The sequence below is a fragment of the Microbacterium sp. C23T genome, assembly GCF_053345975.1.
Window position 1 is genome coordinate 1 of sequence record NZ_JBKFBD010000012.1, and the last position, 20,471, is coordinate 20,471.

18 protein-coding genes and 1 pseudogene are annotated in these 20,471 nt (G+C 70.2%); 4 read left to right on the forward strand and 15 right to left on the reverse strand.

The features are described from left to right. The 7 genes and pseudogenes from ACLBXX_RS08270 to rplJ all read right to left on the reverse strand — a co-directional run. Positions 1-180, reverse strand: a pseudogene (locus ACLBXX_RS08270) (hypothetical protein); the annotation flags it as partial. Further along, a complete protein-coding gene (locus tag ACLBXX_RS08275; RefSeq protein ID WP_447657638.1) occupies positions 177-2,033 on the reverse strand; it encodes a DUF6807 family protein in 1,857 nt (618 codons plus the stop codon). The gene ACLBXX_RS08275 and the pseudogene ACLBXX_RS08270, both read right to left, overlap by 4 nt. A gap of 179 nt (positions 2,034-2,212) precedes the next feature. Further along, the gene (locus ACLBXX_RS08280; RefSeq protein ID WP_447657639.1) at positions 2,213-3,550 is read right to left on the reverse strand and encodes an ABC transporter substrate-binding protein; all 1,338 of its coding nucleotides are present in this window, start codon (positions 3,548-3,550) and stop codon (positions 2,213-2,215) included. 95 nt (positions 3,551-3,645) lie between these two features. Further along, positions 3,646-4,572 carry a carbohydrate ABC transporter permease gene (locus tag ACLBXX_RS08285; RefSeq protein WP_447657640.1) on the reverse strand — a complete coding sequence of 309 codons (927 nt, stop codon included), beginning with the start codon at positions 4,570-4,572 and terminating at the stop codon, positions 3,646-3,648. After that, on the reverse strand, positions 4,559-5,485 hold the full coding sequence (locus ACLBXX_RS08290; RefSeq protein ID WP_310285087.1) for a carbohydrate ABC transporter permease: 927 nt from the start codon (positions 5,483-5,485) through the stop codon (positions 4,559-4,561). Before ACLBXX_RS08290 ends, ACLBXX_RS08285 begins: the two co-directional genes overlap by 14 nt. A 307-nt stretch (positions 5,486-5,792) precedes the next feature. Next, positions 5,793-6,176 carry a 50S ribosomal protein L7/L12 gene (gene rplL, locus ACLBXX_RS08295; protein WP_387139100.1) on the reverse strand — a complete coding sequence of 128 codons (384 nt, stop codon included), beginning with the start codon at positions 6,174-6,176 and terminating at the stop codon, positions 5,793-5,795. Between the two features lie 48 nt (positions 6,177-6,224). Then, positions 6,225-6,713: a 50S ribosomal protein L10 gene (rplJ, locus tag ACLBXX_RS08300; RefSeq protein WP_310285091.1), complete on the reverse strand. Its 489-nt coding sequence runs from the start codon at positions 6,711-6,713 to the stop codon at positions 6,225-6,227. Positions 6,714-7,102: 389 nt separating this feature from the next. On the opposite strand from rplJ, the gene fdhA reads away from it, so the two are divergent. Continuing rightward, positions 7,103-8,323, forward strand: a complete 1,221-nt coding sequence (gene fdhA, locus ACLBXX_RS08305) for a formaldehyde dehydrogenase, glutathione-independent (RefSeq protein ID WP_447657641.1) — start codon at positions 7,103-7,105, stop codon at positions 8,321-8,323. 47 nt (positions 8,324-8,370) lie between these two features. Continuing rightward, positions 8,371-8,775: a GlcG/HbpS family heme-binding protein gene (locus tag ACLBXX_RS08310; RefSeq protein WP_310245123.1), complete on the forward strand. Its 405-nt coding sequence runs from the start codon at positions 8,371-8,373 to the stop codon at positions 8,773-8,775. A 32-nt stretch (positions 8,776-8,807) separates the two neighbouring features. Here the strand turns inward: ACLBXX_RS08310 and ACLBXX_RS08315 are convergent, their stop codons facing one another. Further along, on the reverse strand, positions 8,808-9,443 hold the full coding sequence (locus ACLBXX_RS08315; protein WP_447657642.1) for a 4a-hydroxytetrahydrobiopterin dehydratase: 636 nt from the start codon (positions 9,441-9,443) through the stop codon (positions 8,808-8,810). Positions 9,444-9,557: 114 nt separating this feature from the next. Between ACLBXX_RS08315 and ACLBXX_RS08320 the strand changes: the two genes are divergently transcribed. After that, positions 9,558-10,265, forward strand: coding sequence for a YqaJ viral recombinase family protein (locus tag ACLBXX_RS08320; RefSeq protein WP_447657643.1), 708 nt, complete (start codon positions 9,558-9,560; stop codon positions 10,263-10,265). 24 nt (positions 10,266-10,289) lie between these two features. Here ACLBXX_RS08320 and ACLBXX_RS08325 read toward each other — a convergent pair whose 3' ends face one another. The 6 genes from ACLBXX_RS08325 to ACLBXX_RS08350 form a co-directional block, all read right to left on the reverse strand. After that, positions 10,290-10,793, reverse strand: a complete 504-nt coding sequence (locus tag ACLBXX_RS08325) for a 2'-5' RNA ligase family protein (RefSeq protein ID WP_447657644.1) — start codon at positions 10,791-10,793, stop codon at positions 10,290-10,292. Between the two features lie 43 nt (positions 10,794-10,836). Continuing rightward, positions 10,837-12,864 (reverse strand): dipeptide ABC transporter ATP-binding protein, encoded by a 2,028-nt coding sequence (locus ACLBXX_RS08330; protein ID WP_447657645.1) that lies wholly within the window; start codon positions 12,862-12,864, stop codon positions 10,837-10,839. After that, entirely contained in the window at positions 12,861-13,724 is an 864-nt protein-coding gene (locus tag ACLBXX_RS08335) for an ABC transporter permease (protein ID WP_447657646.1), read from the reverse strand. Before ACLBXX_RS08335 ends, ACLBXX_RS08330 begins: the two co-directional genes overlap by 4 nt. Next, positions 13,721-14,677, reverse strand: a complete 957-nt coding sequence (locus tag ACLBXX_RS08340) for an ABC transporter permease (protein WP_387139116.1) — start codon at positions 14,675-14,677, stop codon at positions 13,721-13,723. Before ACLBXX_RS08340 ends, ACLBXX_RS08335 begins: the two co-directional genes overlap by 4 nt. 73 nt (positions 14,678-14,750) lie before the next feature. Next, positions 14,751-16,400 (reverse strand): ABC transporter substrate-binding protein, encoded by a 1,650-nt coding sequence (locus ACLBXX_RS08345; protein WP_447657647.1) that lies wholly within the window; start codon positions 16,398-16,400, stop codon positions 14,751-14,753. 47 nt (positions 16,401-16,447) lie between these two features. Then, positions 16,448-18,217: an amidohydrolase gene (locus ACLBXX_RS08350; RefSeq protein ID WP_447657648.1), complete on the reverse strand. Its 1,770-nt coding sequence runs from the start codon at positions 18,215-18,217 to the stop codon at positions 16,448-16,450. Between the two features lie 165 nt (positions 18,218-18,382). Between ACLBXX_RS08350 and ACLBXX_RS08355 the strand changes: the two genes are divergently transcribed. Next, on the forward strand, positions 18,383-19,069 hold the full coding sequence (locus ACLBXX_RS08355; protein WP_447657649.1) for a TetR/AcrR family transcriptional regulator: 687 nt from the start codon (positions 18,383-18,385) through the stop codon (positions 19,067-19,069). 145 nt (positions 19,070-19,214) lie between these two features. Here ACLBXX_RS08355 and ACLBXX_RS08360 read toward each other — a convergent pair whose 3' ends face one another. Further along, positions 19,215-20,204 carry a hypothetical protein gene (locus ACLBXX_RS08360; RefSeq protein ID WP_447657650.1) on the reverse strand — a complete coding sequence of 330 codons (990 nt, stop codon included), beginning with the start codon at positions 20,202-20,204 and terminating at the stop codon, positions 19,215-19,217. Positions 20,205-20,471 lie beyond the last annotated feature (267 nt).

A 20,471-nucleotide genomic window follows, 5' to 3' on the forward strand; every position in this document is an offset into this window, starting at 1 on the left:
GACGGCGCGGACCACCGCGGCGGCGGGGGTGCACGCCCGGGGGGGGGGGGGGCCGCCCCCCCCGCCCGGGGGGTCGGCGACGGCGACGAGTTCGAGGTCCGCGGCGCCCAGCACCGCGTCGACGTGGCCGCGCCCGTGGCCGTGGACGCCGGCGACGCCCACGCGAAGGCGCTCCGTCACAGGCCGGCCTCGGCACGCAGCGCGGGAAGCGCGGCTTCGACGGCCGGGGCGTCGGCGAGCTCTTCGTCGAGCACGTACGCCGTCAGCTCGAGGTCGAGCTCGCCGCCCTCGAGGATCGTGCGCGGCTCGTCCCAGGCCACCGAGGGGCCGGCGCCGAGATATTCGGCGAATCGGACGAACCACGGCAGCCGCTCGTCGCCCTGCGTCAGCACGACGGTGGTGCCCCGCTCGGGGAAGGTGAAGGCGATCCACGGCGTCGCCGCCCCGTGCACGTCCCGTTCGGTGTCGCCGGCGGGGCTGAAGACCCGGGCGATCTCGGGGGCGAACCGCCAGAAGATGCCGCCATACCCGGCGCCGTCGCGCCCGTTCGTCGCCGGGGACCCGAAGGTGATCGCGTCGAGCGTCGCCTTGAGGTGGCTGCGCCACCGGAGCGCCCAGCCGTTCGCCAGCTCGGCGGAGCGGAGCTCCCGCACCTCGACGAGCTGGGTCGTGCCGTGCTCGTCCACCCAGCTGAGCCGCTCGTCGAGCGCGTGCCCCTCGATGTGCAGGCGGTCCCGGCGCTGGCGTCCGTGGTTGGGGACCATGACCGACCCCTCGCCACGCACGTACGTGCGCCCGCCCCAGTAAGACGTGCCGTTGACGTCGGCGATGGCGAGGCTCACACCGAGGTGGTGAGGGTGGTCGGTCGGCTCGGTCACCGTGAGCGGCGTCCCGGTACGGGAGATCACCGCGTCGAGGTACGGGCGCGGCGACAGCACCGAGTCGACGTTCACGCCCTCCTCGTACTGGGCGACGACGGTGGATCCGAGCCGCAGGACCGGACGGGCCGGACCCACCCAGCCGCTGGCGTGGGATGCCGGACCGGAGCTCCGGCGCGCCACGAGGACGGGCCGGTAGAACAGGGGGTGGTCGGCGCTCTCGCCGTCCAGTGCGTGACGCATGCGATTCCAAGCCTGCCGCCCGATCTCGATCCGCGGGACCGACATGGTCGTCAGCGGAGGGGCGGCGAAACGAGACTGCGGGATGTCGTCGATCCCGACGATGGAGAGTTGTTCGGGCACCTCCACGCCGACCTCGCGCAGGCGCGACATGAGCCCGAGCGCGACGAGGTCGTTGAAGGCGATGGCGGCGGTGGCCCCGGTCTCGAGGACGGCGTCGGCGGCGTCGTAGCCCGCTTCCATGCTCGATCCCGCCGCAATGGTGAGGAACTCGAGGTCGGGGTGGTCCCGCGCCAGCTCCCCGAGTCCCAAGGCCCGCTGCTCGTTCGCGTAGCTGAGGGCCGGACCCGCGACGTAGGCGATGCGGCGGTGGCCGAAGCCCCGCAGGTGCATCCCCAGCTCCTTGACGGCCGTGGCGTAGTCGACCGACAGCTGCGCCGCCGCGGTGTCGTCGACGCGGCGGTTCACCACCACGACAGGGGTGGTGCGCTGGATGAGGTCGCGGAGCTCGGCGTCCGGCATCCGTGGCGACACCAGCACCAGCGCATCGCACTTGCTCCGCGCCTCGCTCGCGATGTCGGCCTCGACGCCGACCGCCTCGGCGCTGTCGGCGACCAGCACGCGGTAGCCGTCGCGCGCTGCGGCGACGGTGAGTCCCTTCAGCACGCCCTGGAACATCGGATTCTCGAGGTCGGGAACCAGCAGCGCGATGGTGTGGCTGCTCCCCCGCACGAGACTGCGCGCCGCCTCGCTCGGCGAATAGTTCAGCGCGGCCACCGCGCGGTTGACCTTCGCGACGATGGCGGGATCGACGGTGGCGACGCCGTTGAGGACGCGCGACACGGATGCCTGCGACACACCCGCATACTGTGCGACCTGCGCCATCGTGATCGGGCGCGACGTGACCTCGCTCAAGGAATCCCCCTCCTCTCTCAATCTTGGGCGCCGACGGGCGCGGTGGGGCGCATTCGACCGCACGACTTCCGTCATCGCGGCGCGCCCGCCCGGGACCGGACCCCTCATCACTTCGGTCCGGCCCCGGACAGTCCTGGGGACGACGGGGTTGCGCGCTCGGTGTCGCGACCCCGCGTCGGCTAGATCGCCGCGTCGTCGAGCGCCTGCTGCAGCTCCGCGATGAAGCTGGCGGCCGCGTCCTCGGGCGTCACCTCACCGAACAGCACGCGCTGCGTGTGCTGGTCGATGATCGTCTCGATCGCACCGCCGCCCGGAGGGGTCGCCGGCGGCGCGTCGCCGACCCGCGGCGCGATCTTGTCGAGGAAGTCGACGACCTCCTGGTTGACCTCATCGAGCTTCGGGGTGATGTACGCGCGGATCTTGTCGTTCGCGGGCACGCCGCGCTCGGCGAGCAGCAGGTCCGCCGCGTCCTCGCTGTTGGCGAGGAAGTCGAGGAACAGTGCGACCTCGGCCGGGTGCTCGGTCTTGGCCGACGCCGACCAGAACATCGAGGGCTTGTAGTACGCGGCGGCGGCGTCGCCCTCGTCCGGCGTCGGCACCATGAGCGGCACGAGGTTCTGGCCGCTCGCGTCGCGGAGGGCGGCGACCTGGTTCGACCACCACGGTCCGAAGGCGGACTGGTTGGTCGCCGTGAACGACTCCGCGAGTCCGGCCGACTCGCGCTCGATCGTCGCGGAGGGGACGGGCGTGCCGCCCGCCTCGGTCACGTCGAGCAGGTTCTGCCACCAGGCGGCGAGCGTCTTCTCGCTCGCGGTCACCTCGGGCGAGCCGTCGTCGGCGTACAGCGACTCGCCGTGCTGACGCAGCCAGTTGTTGAGGCCGCCGTCCTCGAAGCCCCAGGACTGCGAGCCGACGACCGCGCCGCCGCTGGCGGCGGTCACCTCCTCGGCCACCTCGTTGAGGTCGTCCCACGACCACGTCTCGTCGTCGGGGAGCTCGATGCCGAGGCTGTCCAGCACATCCACGTTCGCCATGTAGGTGTAGGTGTTGATGCCCACCGGAACGCCGTACTGCGTGCCGTCGAGCGCGCCGGTGCCGAGCACGGACTCCGGGAAGTCACCGGTCGGCAGCTGGTCGCCGAGGGTGCCGAGATCCAGCAGCACGCCATTGGCGGCGTACGTCGACAGCTGCTTCTCGTCCATCTGGATGATGTCGGGAGCATCGCCGGCGGCCACCGTGGTGGCGAGCTTGTCCCAGTAGCCGGCCCAGTCCGTGTACTGCGGTTCGATGGTGATGTTCTCGTGCTCGGCCTCGAAGGCCGAGATGAGCTCCTCCGTGATGCCGTGGCGGACGTCGTTGCCCCACCAGGTGAAGCTGAGCGTCACGGGCTCGTCTGACAGGGTCGGTCCGGTGGCTGGGGTCTCCGTCGAACCCGCGCACGCGGTCAGCGTCAGCATCGTCGCTGCGCCGACGGAGGTCAGCAGCAACCAGCGCGGTGCGGTTGTGGTGCGTCGCATGTCTTGCATCCTTTCGACCGAAGTCGGTGAGTGGTGTTGGTGCGGTGTGATGAGGGTGGGCCCTGCGGCCCGCGAAGAGGTGCGTGACGCGAGCGTCACTTGATCCCGGTGGTCGCGATCCCCTTGATGAGGAACTTCTGGCCGAACAGGAAGATGAGGAAGATCGGGATGAGCGACACGACGCTCATCGCGAACATCTGGGCGTAGTTCGTGGAACTCTGCGCGTCCTCGAAGGACCGCAGCGCCAGGGGCACGGTGTACAGCTCGGGCTTGGTCAGGAAGATCAGCTGGGAGAAGAAGTCGTTCCAGGTCCAGATGAAGGTGAAGATCGCGGTCGTCGCCAGTGCCGGCACCATGAGCGGGAGGATGATCTGCAGGAAGATCCGCGGGTGGCCCGCCCCGTCGATCCGCGCCGCCTCATCGAGCTCCTTCGGGATGCCCCGGATGAACTGGACCATCAGGAAGATGAAGAACGCATCCGTGGCCAGCAGCTTCGGCACGATCAGCGGCAGGAACGTGTTGACCCAGCCCAGCTGGGAGAACAGCACGTACTGCGGAACGATGATGACGTGGATCGGGAGCATGATGCTCAGCAGCATCACCGCGAACCAGAACCGTTTGCCGCTGAACGACAGGCGGGCGAACGCGTAGGCCGCCATCGAGCACGACACCAGGTTGCCGACGATGCAGCCGATCACGATCAGCGCCGAGTTCCACATGTAGACGTTGAACGGATACGCGAGCGCGTTCCACCCGTCGGTGTAGTTCGAGACCTCGAAGCTGTCGGGGATGATGCTGGGATCGCGGAAGATCTCGTCGTTCGGCCGCAGCGAGCTGACGACCATCCAGATCACGGGGTAGAGCATCGCGAGCGCCAGGGCGATGAGCAGGACGTGTCGCACGACGCTCTCCATGGGCTTGCGGAACGGACTGCGCCGGCGGGCGAGCGGAGGGCGGCCGGTGACGATCGTCTCGGTCGCGAGCGGGGCCGTCGTGGCGGCGGCGTCGTCAATCTTGGTCATCGTAGAAAACCCAGAATCTCGAGGTCCAGAACATCAGGACGGTCAGAATGCCGATGATGACCAGCAGCAGCCACGCCATGGCCGACGCGTAGCCCATGTTGTAGTTCGTGAAGCCCTGCTGGTACAGGTACAGCGTGTAGAAGAGCGTGGAGTCGACCGGCCCGCCGGTGCCGCCCGAGACGATGTACGCCTGCGTGAACGACTGGAACGTGCCGATGAGCTGCAGCACGGCGTTGAAGAAGATGATCGGGGTGAGCAGCGGGATCGTGATGCGGAACAGCTGCTGCCGCCGGCTGGCGCCGTCGACGTCCGCCGCCTCGTAGTACATCGTCGGGATCTGGCGGAGGCCGGCGAGGAAGATCACCATCGGCGAGCCGAAGGTCCACACGTTCAGGATCATGAGCGTGCCGAGCGCGGTGTCGGGGTTCGAGATCCACCCCTGCCCCTGGATGCCGAAGACCGCGAGCACCTGATTGACGAGGCCGTCGACACCGAAGATCTGGCGCCACAGGATCGCGATCGCGACGCTCGCTCCGAGCAAGGACGGCAGGTAGAAGGCGGAGCGGTAGAACGCCAGACCGCGCAGGCCCCGGTCGAGCACGATCGCCAGGAACAGCGCGACGGCGAGCTGCAGCGGCAGTGACACGAACACATACGTGAAGGTGACCTGGAGCGCCGAGTGGAGCCGCTCGTCCTCCCACATGCGGGCGTAGTTCTGGAGCCCGATCCACTTCGGCGCGCTGAGCAGGTTGTAGCGGGTGAACGAGAGGCCGAACGAGGCGACCATCGGCCCCATCGTGATGAGGATCAGCCCGACGAACCAGGGGGCGAGGAAGAGGTAGGCGGCCTTGTTCTGCTTCTTGCCGTCGCTCTTCGCGGACTTGAGCTTGCCGAGCTCGCCGATCGCGCTCATGCGGTGCCTCCGCGTACGCGGCCCGGCGGCAGCGTTCTAGGGCGGTGCGTCGTCGTCACCGTATCCTCCGGTCTCGTCTTCGAGGATGAGAATGCGCTTTCTGGAATGCGCTTTCTCATTCTTGTCAGAATGGATGCGGAAGCGCAAGTGCTTCCGTGAAATCAACCGGAATCTGCGCCAGATCCCCGAGAAAGGGGTTTCACAGAATGCGCAGTCTCACGAACGGGGGCGGGCCGGCGACACGACGAAGGCCCCGGATGCCGAGCATCCGGGGCCTTCGTGGAATCGCTGCAGAAGCAGCGCGGGATTACTTGAGGGTAACCGTCGCGCCGGCCTCTTCGAGAGCGGCCTTCGCCTTGTCGGCGGTCTCCTTGTTGGCGCCCTCGAGGACGGCCTTCGGAGCACCGTCGACGACGGCCTTGGCCTCGCCGAGGCCCAGCGAGGTGAGCTCGCGGACCGTCTTGATGACCTGGATCTTCTTGTCGCCGGCAGCCTCGAGGATGACGTCGAACGAGTCCTTCTCCTCCTCGGCAGCAGCCTCGGCGCCCGCGCCACCGGCGCCGGCAACGGCGACGGGAGCAGCAGCGGTGACGTCGAACTTCTCCTCGAACGCCTTCACGAACTCGCTGAGCTCGACGAGGGTGAGGTCGGCGAACTGCTGCAGCAGTTCCTCAGTGGTGAGCTTCGCCATGATGTATCTCCTAGATAGATGGGGTTGTGAGAAAAGATCGCCGGTCGCTCACGCGGCCTCGGCGGTCTCCAGCTTTTCGCGAAGCGCGTCGATGGTCGCGGCAGCCTTGCCCATCGTCGCCTTCATCATGCCCGCAGCCTTCGCCAGCAGAACCTCACGGCTCTCGAGCGAGGCGTACTTGTTGACCTCGTCGGCGCTGAGGGAGTTGCCCTCGAAAACGCCGCCCTTGATCACGAGAAGCGGGTTGGCCTTGGCGAAGTCACGCAGAGCCTTCGCGGTGGCGACGAAGTCGCCGTGCACGAACGCGATGGCCGACGGACCCTTGAGGTCTTCGTCCAGCGACGTGATCCCCGCGTTGTTCGCGGCGATCTTGGTCAGCGTGTTCTTCACCACGGCGTATTCCGCGTCCTGACGGATGCTGTTGCGCAGCTGCTTGAGCTGGGCAACCGTCAGACCGCGGTACTCGGTCAGCAGAACGGCGTTCGAGTCCTCGAAGTTCTTCGTGAGCTCGGCAACCGATGCGTCCTTCTGCGCCATGGTCACTCCTTGTGTGTGTGAGACGCTCCGCGGTGGCGAGGCGCCGGCCGGAGGCATCCGCTCATCTTCTCGTCACGGCAACAAAAAAGCTCCGGCGCAAGCGCACGGAGCGGGATTCCTGATCCAGGAGAATCGTTCGTGACACCTGCGCGGGCCTCTGCATAAGCAGTGCTTCGATCTCGATGCGTTCGCACGCACGTCGATGACCGGCGGTCTTCGGCTCCGACAAGGGTACGTGATCCCGGCGTCTCCGCCAAATCGAGCGGGATGCGCCAGAACCGTCCGCACGCCCGGCCCCATTGCGCGAGCACTCCGGAAGGAGAAGGCTCTCAGCGAGCCTGCAGCACGAGAGTCGCGCGACCGTGTCTCGAGCGACGGAGAGGACGACGATGTCTGCCAATCGAGCGGTGGCCTACAAGGGGCCAGGCGAGGTCGAAGTGATCGACACCGACTACCCCGAGTTCGAACTGAAGGACGGACCGGGCGTCAACCCGGCGAACGTCGGCAGGAAGGTGCCCCACGGCGCGATCCTCAAGACCGTGTCGACGAACATCTGCGGCTCTGACCAGCACATGGTCCGCGGCCGCACGACCGCACCCGCGGGCCTCGTGCTCGGTCACGAGATCACCGGCGAAGTGGTCGAGGTCGGCCCCGACGTCGAGTTCATCAAGGTCGGCGACATCGTCTCCGTCCCGTTCAACATCGCCTGCGGCCGCTGCCGCAACTGCAAAGAGGGCAAGACCGGCATCTGCCTCAACGTCAACCCCGACCGCCCCGGCAGCGCCTACGGCTACGTCGACATGGGCGGCTGGGTCGGCGGCCAGGCCGAGTACGTCCTCGTCCCCTACGCCGACTGGAACCTCCTCAAGTTCCCCGACCGCGACCAGGCACTCGAGAAGATCCTCGACCTCACGATGCTCTCCGACATCTTCCCCACCGGCTTCCACGGCGCCTACACCGCCGGCGTCCGGCCGGGTTCGACCGTCTACATCGCCGGCGCCGGACCTGTCGGGCTGGCTGCCGCCGTCGGGGCGCAGCTGCTCGGGGCGGCCGTCGTCATCGTGGGCGACCTCAACGCCGGCCGCCTGGCCCGTGCCCGCTCGTTCGGCTGCGAGACCGTGGACGTCTCCCAGGGCGACCCCAAAGACCAGATCGAGCAGATCCTCGGCGTCCCCGAGGTCGACTCGGGCGTCGACGCCGTCGGCTTCGAAGCGAGAGGACACGGATCGGATGCCTCGCACGAGGCGCCCGCGACCGTGCTCAACTCGCTGATGGACCTCACTGCGGCCGGCGGCGCGCTCGGCATCCCCGGGCTCTATGTCACCGGCGACCCGGGCGGCATCGACGAAGCCGCCAAGGTCGGCTCCCTCTCGCTGCGCCTCGGGCTCGGCTGGGCCAAGTCGCTGTCGTTCACCACCGGCCAGTGCCCGGTCATGAAGTACAACCGCCAGCTCATGATGGCGATCCTCCACGACAAGGTCCACATCGCCGACGCCGTCGGTGCGACCCCGATCGGCCTCGAAGACGCCCCGCAGGGCTATGCCGACTTCGACCACGGTGCCGCGAAGAAGTACGTGCTCAACCCCAACGGCTACATCCAGACCGCTTGACCGCGCCTCGGCCCGAGGCATCCGTCCCGCAATGAAAGGAACTCCCCATGTCCGTGACCCTCGCAGACGCCCGTCGCGTGATCGAAGCCGCTGAGAAGCGCGCCGACGAGATCGGCCAGCCCATGAACATCGCCGTCGTCGATGCGGGCGGCAACCTCGTCGCGCACGTGCGTCAGGACGGCGCCTGGATCGGCAGCATCGAGATCTCGATGAGCAAGGCCTGGACGTCGAAGGCGTTCGACATCTCGACGAAGGACCTCGGCGACAACTCGCAGCCGACGCAGCAGTTCTTCGGCATCCACACCACCAACGCGCACGGTCGCGGCGTCGCGATCTTCGCCGGCGGCGTGCCGCTCAGCCGCGACGGCAAGGTCGTCGGTGCCGTGGGCGTCAGCGGAGGCTCGGGCGAGCAGGACCAGACCGTCGCGGAGGCCGGCGCCGCGGCGTTCTGACACCTCGGCCGCCAGGCGGTGCCCAGGCGACGTCAGGTGCGCCAGGGGCAGAGGTCGACCTTGTGGCCGTCGGCGTCGGCGAGCGTCCACCATTCGGGCGCGTGCGAGTCGTCGACGATGACGCCGCCCGCGGCGAGCGCGGCGTCGAGCCGCTTCTCGATGATGTCGCGGGGTCCGTTGACGTCGAGGTGCGACCGACCCCGCAGCGGCTTGTCTACCGGCTGGAACCAGATGAGCGGGCCGCGGCCGTCCTTGTCGAAGAGGACGCCGTCGCGCACCTCCGAGAAGCCGGTCGCCGCCTTCCAGAACGGCACGACCGCGCCCGGGTCGGGTGTGGCGACGGCGAGCATCACGTCGAGCATGCGCCCGGTGTCGGCCGGGATGTCGAGCTCGCGCGCGGCCTGCGAGATCTGCGCGGCCAGCGCGGCATCCTTCTCCGTCAGTCCCCCGGCCGAGTGCGTCATGAGCCGCACGCGCACGGACGTGTACCGCACGTCGACGTCGGGATGGTGGTCGGCCGCCTCGGCCAGTTCGGCGATCGCGCCGAAGAACTGCGCCCCCGCGGCGAACGTGCCGGTGCGGAACAGCGCGAACGCCCCGGTCACGCGCGGATGCCAGTCCTCGACACCGGGGAACGCGCGGAACTCGTCTCTCGTCATGGTGCCCATGCCCCGAGGATGCCACCGTGACCGCCGACCGCAACCCCCCTTGCGCGCCGCCGGTCCGTCGACCGCGGTGCGTCGCAGGCGGCGGATGTCTCATCGGCGGCGTAGCCTCGAAGGGTGAATCCCGTTCCCTCCGTCGCGCACCCGTCGGGGCTCGCGGAGCAGGCACCGGAGGTGGCCGCCCGCATCGTCGCGGACTCCCGCGACCGGGTGGCCTGGGTGCGCGCGCGGTCCCGGGGCATCACCGCGACGGACGTCGCCACCCTCACCTCCGACAGGGCGATCGCCCGCGCGGCCGATGCGAAGCTCCTCGGCTCGGGCTTCTCAGGCAACGCGTACACCGCGCACGGACGCGCCCGCGAGCCGGAGATCGCGGCGTGGGTCGCGGCGACGCACGGCATCCAGCCGTCGTCCGCGCTCTTCCACGCCGTCGTCGAGAAGCGCCACCTCGCGACCCCCGACGGCATCGCGGTCGACAGCGTGGGCCGCATCACCCTCGCCGAGATCAAGACGACGAACAAGGCGTGGCGCAGCATCCCGCGGGGCTACCTCCGCCAGGTGTGGTGGCAGCAGCACGTGCTGGGCGCGGAGCGCACGCTGGTCGCGTGGGAGCAGCACGACGGCTTCGTACCCGTCGACGACGAGCCCCGCTGCGCGTGGGTCGACCGCGACGACGCCGAGATCGCGAAGCTCGTGCGCCTCGCGACCTCTCTCATCGACGAGCTCTACCTGCGCACCATGCGCGCACGGCAGCAGCCGGCACGGGCCCCGCAGCCGCCGGCCGCGCCGCGCGAGCCGTTCCGCGCGCTCGCCCTCGCGGACTGACCGCTCGCAGAGCGCGCACCGCTCTCACCGGATCGTGATGACGCGCCGGTTCTCGGCATCCCACACCCGCGAGCCGACGGCCTCGCCGCTGATGTGCGGGGCCCTGATCGTGCGCATCGCCGTCACCAGCCGCACCGCGGTCAGCCCGCGCGCGAGGGTGATGTGCGGCGTCCAGTGGTCGATGCGCGTGGTCGAATAGCGGGGCTCGGGTCTGCCGGCGAGCTCGGCCACGACGCGGTGGACCTCCAGCAGGGCGGAGGTCACGACGACCTGGCGCGTGAGCACGTACCGATCCCGGTGGCCGAGGAGCAGCACTCCGCCGAGCTCGAGGGGAACGGGAAGCATCTCCGCGATTCCGGCAAAGGCCGACGGCTCGAGATGCTCCCGCACCGCGAGCGTGACGTGGGGGCGGTTGCTGGGCGCCGGGTTGCGTCCCGAGCTCGGCAGGTCCGCGCCGAGCAGCCGGTCCCAGTCCTCCCGCACCACGCGGTCGATCTCGGCATCCGGAATCAGTTCGACGCTGAACACCCCTCCATCCTCCCGCGCGCCGGCGTCCTGCGCCGGACGCGGGTCACCGTGCCTGCCCGGCCGCCTCGACCTTCGCCGTCTCCACCGCTGCGGCCTCCGCATCGCCGTCGTCCGCACCCGCGTCCGGTACGCCGCCGTCGACACCCGCGGCCTCGACCTCGGCACCTGCCGCCTCGGCGTCCCACCCGGGCTTCGGCACCGAGTCGATGAGCAGCCGCGTGTACTCGTGCTGCGGGGCGGCGAGGAGCTCCGCCGTGCGACCGCGCTCGACGATCTCGCCGCGGCGCATCACGACGGTCTCGTCGCAGACGCGCCGGACGACGGCGAGGTCGTGGCTGATGAAGAGCACGGTGAGTCCGCGCTCCCGCCGGATGCGGTCGACGAGGTCGAGCACCTGCGCCTGCACCGAGACGTCGAGCGCGCTCGTCGCCTCGTCCATCACGAGCACGTCCGGCTCGATCGCGAGGGCACGGGCGATCGCGACGCGCTGCCGCTGACCGCCCGAGAGGGTCCGCGGCCGCGCGGCGGCGTGCTTCTCCTCCAGTCCGACCTGGGCGAGCAGGTCGAGCACCCGCGACCGCGCCTCGGTCGCGCTCAGCCGGGTGTGCAGGCGCAGGGCGTCCTCGATGGCCCGGCCCGCCGTGATGCGCGGGTCGAGCGACAGGTACGGATCCTGGAACACCATCTGCACGCTGCGTGCGTGGGCCAGCCGCTCGCGCCTGTTGCGAGGGACCGCGGTGCGCTCGCGACCGTCGATGCGGATGTCGCCCGTGTCAGCGGCCTCGAGCCCCACGATCATGCGCGCGAGCGTCGACTTGCCCGACCCCGACTCCCCCACCACCCCCAGCGCGCCGCCGCGGGGCACCGCGACCGACGCGTCGATCACCGCGCGCACAGGCTCCTTGCCCCGGCGCACATACGTCTTCGACACCCCGGCCGCCTCGAGCATCGGCGATGCGGCAGTCGCCACGGCCGCGGCATCCGTTGGCCTGTCGTCGCGCACAGAATCGGAGGTCTTCACCGACGCGCCGTCGGATGGATGCTGCGCCCCGGCGTGTCCCCCAGAACCTCCGATTCTGTGCGCCATGTCGACCATCGGCGCCGCCGCGGCTGCGGCATCCGGCCCTCGCTCGTCGCGCACAGAATCGGAGATTTCCGACGACACGCCGGTGGACGGATGCTGCGCCCCGGCGTGTTCCGCAGAGCCTCCGATGCGGTGACCCGCGGTCGCGCCCGGTGCGGTGCCGACGAGAGTCGGGGTCGCGGCGACGAGGCGCCGCGTGTACTCGGCCCGCGGGGCTCGCAGCACGTCGTGCGCGCGGCCCTGCTCGACGACCTGCCCGCCGCTCATCACATACACGCGGTCGCACAGCGAGGCGGCGAGGTTGAGGTCGTGCGTGATGAAGAGCATGCCCATGCCGCGGCTCGCGCGTTGTTCGGCGAGCACGCCGATGATCTCGGCCTGGGTGGTCACGTCGAGGGCGGTCGTGGGCTCATCGCACACGAGGAGCTTCGGCGACGTCGTCAAGGCTCCCGCGATCATGACGCGCTGCAGCATCCCGCCCGAGAACTCGTGCGGATACTGGCGCAGGTGGTCTTCGGGACGGGGCAGGCGCACCGCCTCGAGCAGCTCGACGGCGCGTGCGCGCGCAGCATCCGTCGACCATCCCTCTGCGAGGCGGAGCGCCTCTGTGAGGTGATCCCCGATCGTCCGCATCGGATTGATGCCCGCCCGCGGATCCTGGAAGATCATCGCCGCGCCGTGGCGACGCAGCTGCCGGAGTTCCGGCGCGGGGGCGGTGAGCACTCCGGCGCCGTCGAGCACGACCTCGCCGGTGATCGTGGCGCGGTCGGGAACGAGCCCCAGAACGGTGCGGGCGGTCAGCGACTTGCCCGAGCCGGACTCGCCGACGAGGCCGACGGTCTCGCCCGCGGCCACCGACAGCGTGATGCCGTCCAGAAGCCGGGTGCCGTCGGGCAGGTCGAGCGTGAGGTCGCGGATGTCGAGGAGTGCCGGACTCGGCGCAGTCGGCGCGGCGGCAGGAACGACGACGGTCTCGGTTGCGTTCATGCCGGGATCTCCCCACCGATGCGGTCGGAGAGCTCTTCTCCGATGATGTTGACGGCCACGACGACCACGACGACGGCCACCGCCGGGACGATCGCGGGCAGGAAGTGCCCGCCGATGAGCCCGGCCTGCGCCTCGTTGATCATCGCGCCCCAGTCGGCGGTGGGCGGCTGCACGCCCAGGCCGAGGAACGACAGGGCGGCGAGCTCGGCGAGCACATAGCCGAAGTTGAGCGTCGACTGCGCGCCGACGATGGGCGTGACGTTCGGCAGCACGCGCCGCAGCGCGATCCACGCGCCGCCGAAGCCCTGCACGCGATACGCCGCGACGTAGGGCCGGGTGCGCTCGGCCGCGATGAGCGAGCGGGTGAGGCGCGCGACGAACGGCGCGTACGCGATGCTCATCGCGATGACGGGAGCGACCAGCCCCTTGCCGAAGAGCGCGACCGCCATGATCGCGATGAGCAGGGACGGGAAGGCGAACAGCACGTCGAACAGGCGACCGAGCACGGAGTCGATCCAGCCGCCGCGCCAGCCGGCGAGGAGACCGAGGAGGATGCCGAGCACCGTCGACGCGATCACCACGAGGAGCGGACCGAGCAGGGCCGTGCGCGCACCGTAGATGAGGCGGCTCAAGGTGTCGCGGCCGAGACCGTCGGTGCCCAGCCAGTGCGCGGCGCTCGGCGGCGCGTTGACCGCGGCGAAGTCGACGGCGTCGGGGTTGTACGGCGCGAGGAACGGGGCGAAGATCGCGGCCAGCGTCATCGCGGCGAGGACTCCGAGCGCGATCGCGAAGGTCAGGCTGGTGCGGGGCAGCCGTGGTGCGCGCAGCACCTTCACGGCGAGGGTGGGCGTTGTCGTCATCGGGCACCGGCTCCGGCAGCGGATCGGGGATCGATCCAGGGTTCGAGGACGTCGATCACGGCGTTCACGAGCACGAACGCGGTCACGACGAGGAGGACGATCGCCTGCACGACCGGGAAGTCGAGGCGGTCGACCGACTGCACGAGCAGCGAGCCCATGCCGGCGAGACCGAAGGCCGCCTCGACGATGGAGCTGGCGACCAGGAGGCCGGCCACCAGCATCCCGCTCACCGTCAGGATCGGCCCGACGGCGTTGCGGAACACGTGACGGCGGATCACGGTGCCGCGCTTGATGCCACGGCTGATCGCGACCTCGACGTGCTCACGGTCGAGCTGGTCGATCATCGACGAACGCGTCACCTTGCCCACCAGCACGACGAACACGATCGCGAGGGCGATCGACGGAAGCACGAGGTGGTAGACCGTGTCCCAGAACCCCTCGCCCGACCCGAACGACGGGAACCAGCCGAGCTGCACAGCGAACACCGCGATGAGCACGATGGATCCGACGAACGACGGGATGGCGCCGAGCACGGTGAGCCCGATGAGGATCGAGCGGTCCGCGAGGCGTCCGCGGTGGAGGGCGGCGACCGCGCCGGCGATGAGGCCGACGACCGCGATCATCGTGCCCGCCATCACGACCAGCCCGAGGGTGACGGGCAGCCGCTCGCCGAGCACCACGGTGACGTCCTGCCGGTACTGCAGCGACCGACCCAGGTCGCCGTGGAGGAGCCCCGCGACCCAGTTGAGGTACTGCTGCCACGGCGGCAGGTCGAGACCGTACTGCGCGGTGACCTGGGCCACCGCCTCGGGGCTGGGCTTGCGCCCCCGCAGCAGGAACGCCACCGGATCGCCCGGCACCAGGAAGCGCGAGAAGAAGACGAGCACGGATGCCAGGAACAGCGTGAGCAGCAGCCCGCCGAGCTTGCCGGCGATCCGGCGGACGGCGATCATCGCTCCCCCGCTCCCTCCGGCCCGCCGCCGATCCGGGCGGGGCCCGGCGGCGACCGCCGGGCCCGCGCTCACGTCAACGGGAGCCAATGGTCGCCGCCCACGGGTAGTACATGAACGCCACCGACGGGGCGACGCCGGTCACCCGGTCGCCGAGGAACAGCGTCATCGGGCCCTGGAACAGCGGCAGCCACGGCAGCTGCTCGTTCGCGATGCGCTGAGCCTGGGCGGTGACCTCGCTGCGCGCCGCGGGGTCGTCGATGGTGACGGCCTCGTTCACGAGGGCGTTGAACTCGGGGTCGCTCCAGTTGCCGTAGTTGCTGAACTCGCCGGTGCGCAGCACGCTGTACATCTCGAGCGGATCCGGGCTCGACAGGTACCACGAGGTGTAGAACAGGTCGATGCCCTCGCGCGCGGTCGGGTCGGAGAAGAGCGCCGTGTACGCGCTCGGGCTCACCGTCTCGATGGTCGCCGTGAGGCCGATCGACTGTGCGGCGGCGGCCGCGCCCTGCGAGATGACGGTGAAGTCGTTGCTGATCGGCGCGGTGGCGATCACGATCTCCTCGCCCGCCACCCCCGCCTCGTCGATGAGCTTCTTGGCCGCTTCGATGTCGTACGGATACTCCTCGAGCCCGTCGAACGCCTCCTTCAAGCCCGCGTCGCTCGCGCCGACCCACACCGACTCGGTGGTGAGCGCGTTCGTGACCTCGCCGTAGCCCTTGGCCGCAGCATCCAGGATCCCCTGCCGGTCCATCGCCATGAGCAGCGCCCGGCGCACGCGCTCGTCGCCGAGCGGACCCTCCAGGTTGTTCACGATGAGGCTGCCGACCGCGGTGTTGAGGCCGAAGTACATGTCGCCCTTGCCGGAGTCCTGCAGCTGCCCGATCGCGTCGGCCGGGATCATCCACCCGCCGTCGACCTCGCCCGACTTCAGCGCGTTGACACGCGCGTTGGGGTCGGTCATGAAAAGGATGTCGACCTCGCCGGCGCGGGCGCGCAGCGTGTCGTCCCAGTAGTCGTCGTAGCGGGTGAGCGTGACCGACTCCCCCGACTTCCACTCGGTGAGCGCGAAGGGGCCGGTGCAGTTGACGAGTCCCGTCGAGTTGCCGTAGTCGGCACCCGTCTCGGCAAGGGTCGCCGAGGACTCGACGACACCCGCCGACCCGCCCATCGCGAGGTTGAACTGCGAGTCAGGGCCGTTCATGGTCACCGTGACCTGCCGGTCGCCGGTCTGCTCGATCGACGCGACGTTCTGGTACACCGAGTACCACGACGAGCCCACCTCGGGGTCGAGATGGCGGCTCATGGACGCCACGACGTCAGCGGCCGTGAGCGGCGTGCCGTCGTGGAAGGTGACACCGTCGCGGATCGTGTAGACCCACGTCTCGGGCGTCGGGTGGTCGAACGCCTCCGCCAGTCCGGGCGAGAGCGTGAAATCGGGGTTCAGCCGCAGCAGCGACTCGCAGACGTTCGCGAGCACCTGGTTGTCGGCGTAGTCGAACGCGTAGGCGTAGTCGAGCGAGTACGGCTCGGAGTAACTCACCCACGAGTACGAGTCGATGTCGCCCGACGGCGCGGCCGTCTGGGCGGTGTACTCCCACTCGGGGGCGGCGGTGGCGTCGGGGCTCGACGTGTCGGCGCTGCACGCGGACAGGACGAGCGCGCCGACCACGCCGACGCCCGCGACGGCGAGCAGGCGACGGGCGGTGCGTCGGGTGCGGATCATGGTGCTCCTCGGGTTCTGACGACGGTGTCGGGTGGTGGAGAAGGAACTCAGGACAGGACGGATGCTGCGGCCGCGGCGTCCGCGCCTGCGTCGGCCTCGGCGCCCGCGCTGGCGTCGGCGCGCGCGAAGACCCGCTCGCCGTCGATCCACGTCGAGGCGACGCGGCACAGGTAGAGGTCTTCGACGGGCACGGTGAACGGGTTCGGCTCGACGACGACGAGGTTCGCGAGGTAGCCCGCGCGGACGTAGCCGGTGTCGTGGTCGCGGTGGTTCACGTACGCCGTGCCCGACGTGTAGGCGGCGAGCGCGGTGGCGAGGTCGAGGCGCTGGTGGGGGCCGCCCAGCGGCTCGTCGTCGGACAGCGGGGCGACGCGGTTGACGGCGATGTGGACGCCCGCGAGCGGATCCGCGCTCGAGACCGGCCAGTCGCTGCCGCCGGCGAGGCGCACCCCGGCCCGCTGCAGATCGCCGAACGGGTACTGGCGCGACGCGGCGGACTCGGCGAGGAACGGCAGCGTGAGCTCGTCCATCTGGTCCTCGTGGCACGCCCACAGGGGCTGCATGTTCGCCACGGCGCCGGCCGCGGCGAAGCGCGGCACGTCGGCCGCATCGACCACCTGGATGTGGGCGAGGTGGTGGCGCCCGTCGGTCGCGCCGTTGGCCTCCGCCGCCGCCTCGACCGCGTCGAGCGCTTCGCGCACGGCCCGGTCGCCGAGGGCGTGGAAGTGCAGCTGGAAGCCCGCGGCATCGGCGGCGATGGCGTACTCGCGCAGCCGCTCGGCCGGGATGAACGACAGGCCGCGGTTGTCGGTCGAGTGACCGTGCCCGTCGCGGTACGGCTCGAGCATGGCGGCCGTGTGGTTCTCGGCGACGCCGTCGACCATGAACTTGATCGAGCCCAGCGAGAAGCGGTCCTCGCGTCCGAGCGCGGCGACCTCGTCGCGGGTGCGGATCATCCCTTCGAGCTGTTCGATCCCCTCACCGCGCTCCCACCACTGCGCCCCGACGACGTGGGCCTTGAGTGTTCCCTCGGCGAGCGCGCGACGGTAGGAGGCGAGCCCGCCGGGAATACCGGGGAAGTTCCCGACGAGGGCGTCCTGCCAGCCTGTGATGCCCTGCGCGATGAGGTCGTCCTGCGCGCGCAGCAGCCCCGCGTAGGCGAGGTCTTCCGAGACCTTCGGGCGCGCCTCCGCGAACAGGTCGGCAGCGCCCTCGTGGAAGGTGCCGGCGGGGAACCCGTCGGCCTCGCGCTCGATGCGCCCGTCGGCCGGGTCGGCCGTCGCCGCGTCGACGCCGGCCGCCCGCATCGCCGCGGTGTTCGCCCACGCGGAGTGGTGGTCGCGGCTCGCGAGCAGCACCGGGCGGTCGGGCACGATCGCGTCGAGCGCGCCGCGCAGCGGGGCCCCGCCCGCGAAGTGGTCCATCGACCACCCGCCGCCCACGATCCACTCGACGTCGGGGTTCTCGGCGGCGTAGCGCGCGATCGTGGCGAGCGCGTCGGCTGCGTCCTCCGAGCCGGTGAGGTTGCACTGCAGCAGCTCGACGCCGCCCGACATCGGGTGCACGTGGGCGTCCTGGAACCCCGGAGCGAGCAGCGCCCCCGCGAGGTCGACGACCTCAGTGTCGGGACCGATGAACACGGATGCCTCGTCCGCGGCGCACACCGCCGCGATGCGTCCGCCGCGCACGGCGACGGCCACGTCGCTCAGAGCCTCCGCGCTTCCCGCACGGACGAGGTCGGAGCTGAACAGCGCGCCTCGGATGAACACGGTGTCTGCGTACGGGGTGTCTGCATCTGCAGGAACGGCAGCGGCCACGGGACCTCTCCTTCGTCGTCGAACGGATCGCTTGACGATAGACCGCTGTCATCGCATCTGTCAACAGTGTTGACAGATGCGATGACAGGCCGACTAAGCTCGGGACGTCACGACGCCGAGACAGGGGTGCGTGGCACGATGGACGCGACGGCGAAAGCGGGGATCATGGCGGCACGCACCGGGGCAACGCCCGACAAGGCGGGCGCGAAGCGTCTGGACCGGGCCACGATCATCGCCGCGGGCCTCGAGCTCGCCGAGACGACCGGATCGGCCTCCCTCTCGATCCGCGACCTCGGCGCGAAGCTCGGCACCGACCCGACCGCCCTCTACCGCCACTTCCGCGGCAAGGAAGAGCTGATGAGCGCGCTGCTCGACGAGCTCACGCTGCGAAGCCTGGCCGCCGTCACCGCCGACTCCGAGGAGTGGCAGGAGCGCCTCCGCCAGCTCGCGTCGGCGACGCTGACCGAGTTCGCCCGCTACCCCGCCGTGGGGCAGGAGGCGATCGTCCTCACCACCCACGGCCCCGGAGAGCTCGACGCCATCGAGCTGATGCTCGACGCGTTCTCGCGAGCCGGCCTCACGGGCGATGCCCTGGTGCAGCACTACGCGCTCATGGCGACCCACGTGCTGTCGATCGCCGCCGGCGTCGCCCGCGCGCGGGCCGAGCGCGCCACCACAGCCCCTGCGGATTCCAGCCCGTGGTTCGAGGGCCCGCTGCTCGTCGACCCGATCAAGCACCCCCACATCGCGCAGATGTCCGCGCGGCTGCTGGACCTGAAGGACCGCGAGCTCTTCATGCTCGGCGTCGAGGCGGTCATCCGCTCCGCCGAGCGCGCCGCCCGCTCCGCCTGACCACCGGCACTCTCCACCCGGCCGGCCGCCCCGGGCCGCAGCATCCACCCCACCGCTCGTTCACTTCATGTGCTCTCACCGCGTGCACACGCTGCGCACGCGAACGACGTGTGATCTCGGTGAGAGCACACGATGTGAACCGCGGTCACCCGCGAGGCGGCGTGATCCCGAACGCCGCGAGGCGACGACCGAGCACCTCGGGCGTGACGATGTGCGGGGCCTCCGCGCGGACGAGCCGGCGCTGGGTCGTCCCGCGGATCCAGTCCTCGCGACGCTTCTCATCGAGAAGCACCTCCTTGACCGTCCGCCCCGACTCTCGCGCGAGTTCTTCGTACTTGCCCATGCCATCGAACTCGTAGAAGCTCCGCACGTCTTCGATGCCGATGTCCACGCGATAGGTCCGCCCGTCCGGTCCATTCACGCGCACCTGGAGCCGCAGCTCGCGGAATCCGAGCCGGCTCAGCTGCAGCCGGCTGACCGCCTCGCCGGGCGACTCCGACCGACCGTCAGCGAAGCGGATCGCCGCCTCAGCCTGGCGAATCCCCCGGCCACCGCGGGCAGCCGCGCACCGTTCGAGCAGTCGCTCACGCCACGCTTCCGCGGCGTGCTCGTCGTATGCGGATCCGCGCATCGCCTCGCGCCGCAGCGCGGCATCCGCCACGGCTACGGCGGCCTCCATGCTGAGGGTGCGCAGCAGGTCGAACACCGTGCGGTCCAGTGTGGTGCATCGGATGCCGTTGACCACCGTAATGTCGTCGGCCGGAAGCTCGTCGGCATGGCGCTGCAGTCCGGAACGGCTCGACATCCGCCGCCCGTGCGGCGTGATGAAGTGGACCGCCGAGGGGGTGTGCCGGTACAGCGGCAACTCCGACAGCACGCCCGCCGACTCGTGCGACGCGACGCCGCCGCCATCGCGCATCTCGGAGACCGCAGCACACAGCTCGATGAGGTGACGCGACTCCGGCCACAGATCATTCCAGAGCTCCATCCCGACGTATCGGTTGCGCTGCAGCCGCCGCACCTCTCCTCGCAGCACGGCGTCGCCGATCGCCCGGGCGGTCATGCCGTTCGCGCGCAGCTGCTTCCGGCTGCGCACCGCCCGCATCGCCTCGTCGAAGGTCAGGTGGCGCGGCACGCGCCTCAGCTTGCCCGCGAGCTGCGCCCTCCGCCCGCCTCGAGCCGCACCCTGTGCGCTACTCGTCCCCCTGCCGACATGTGGAGGAATGGATGCTGCGGGCCGCAGCATCCACCCCGCCGCTCGTTCACTTCGTGTGCTCTCGCCGAGTGGACACGCTGCACATGCGCACGACGTGTGATCTCGGTGGGAGCACACGATGTGGACGCCGGACGACCGGGGCGCCTTCAACACGCCTGATAGTTGACACACGTCAACCATTGACGT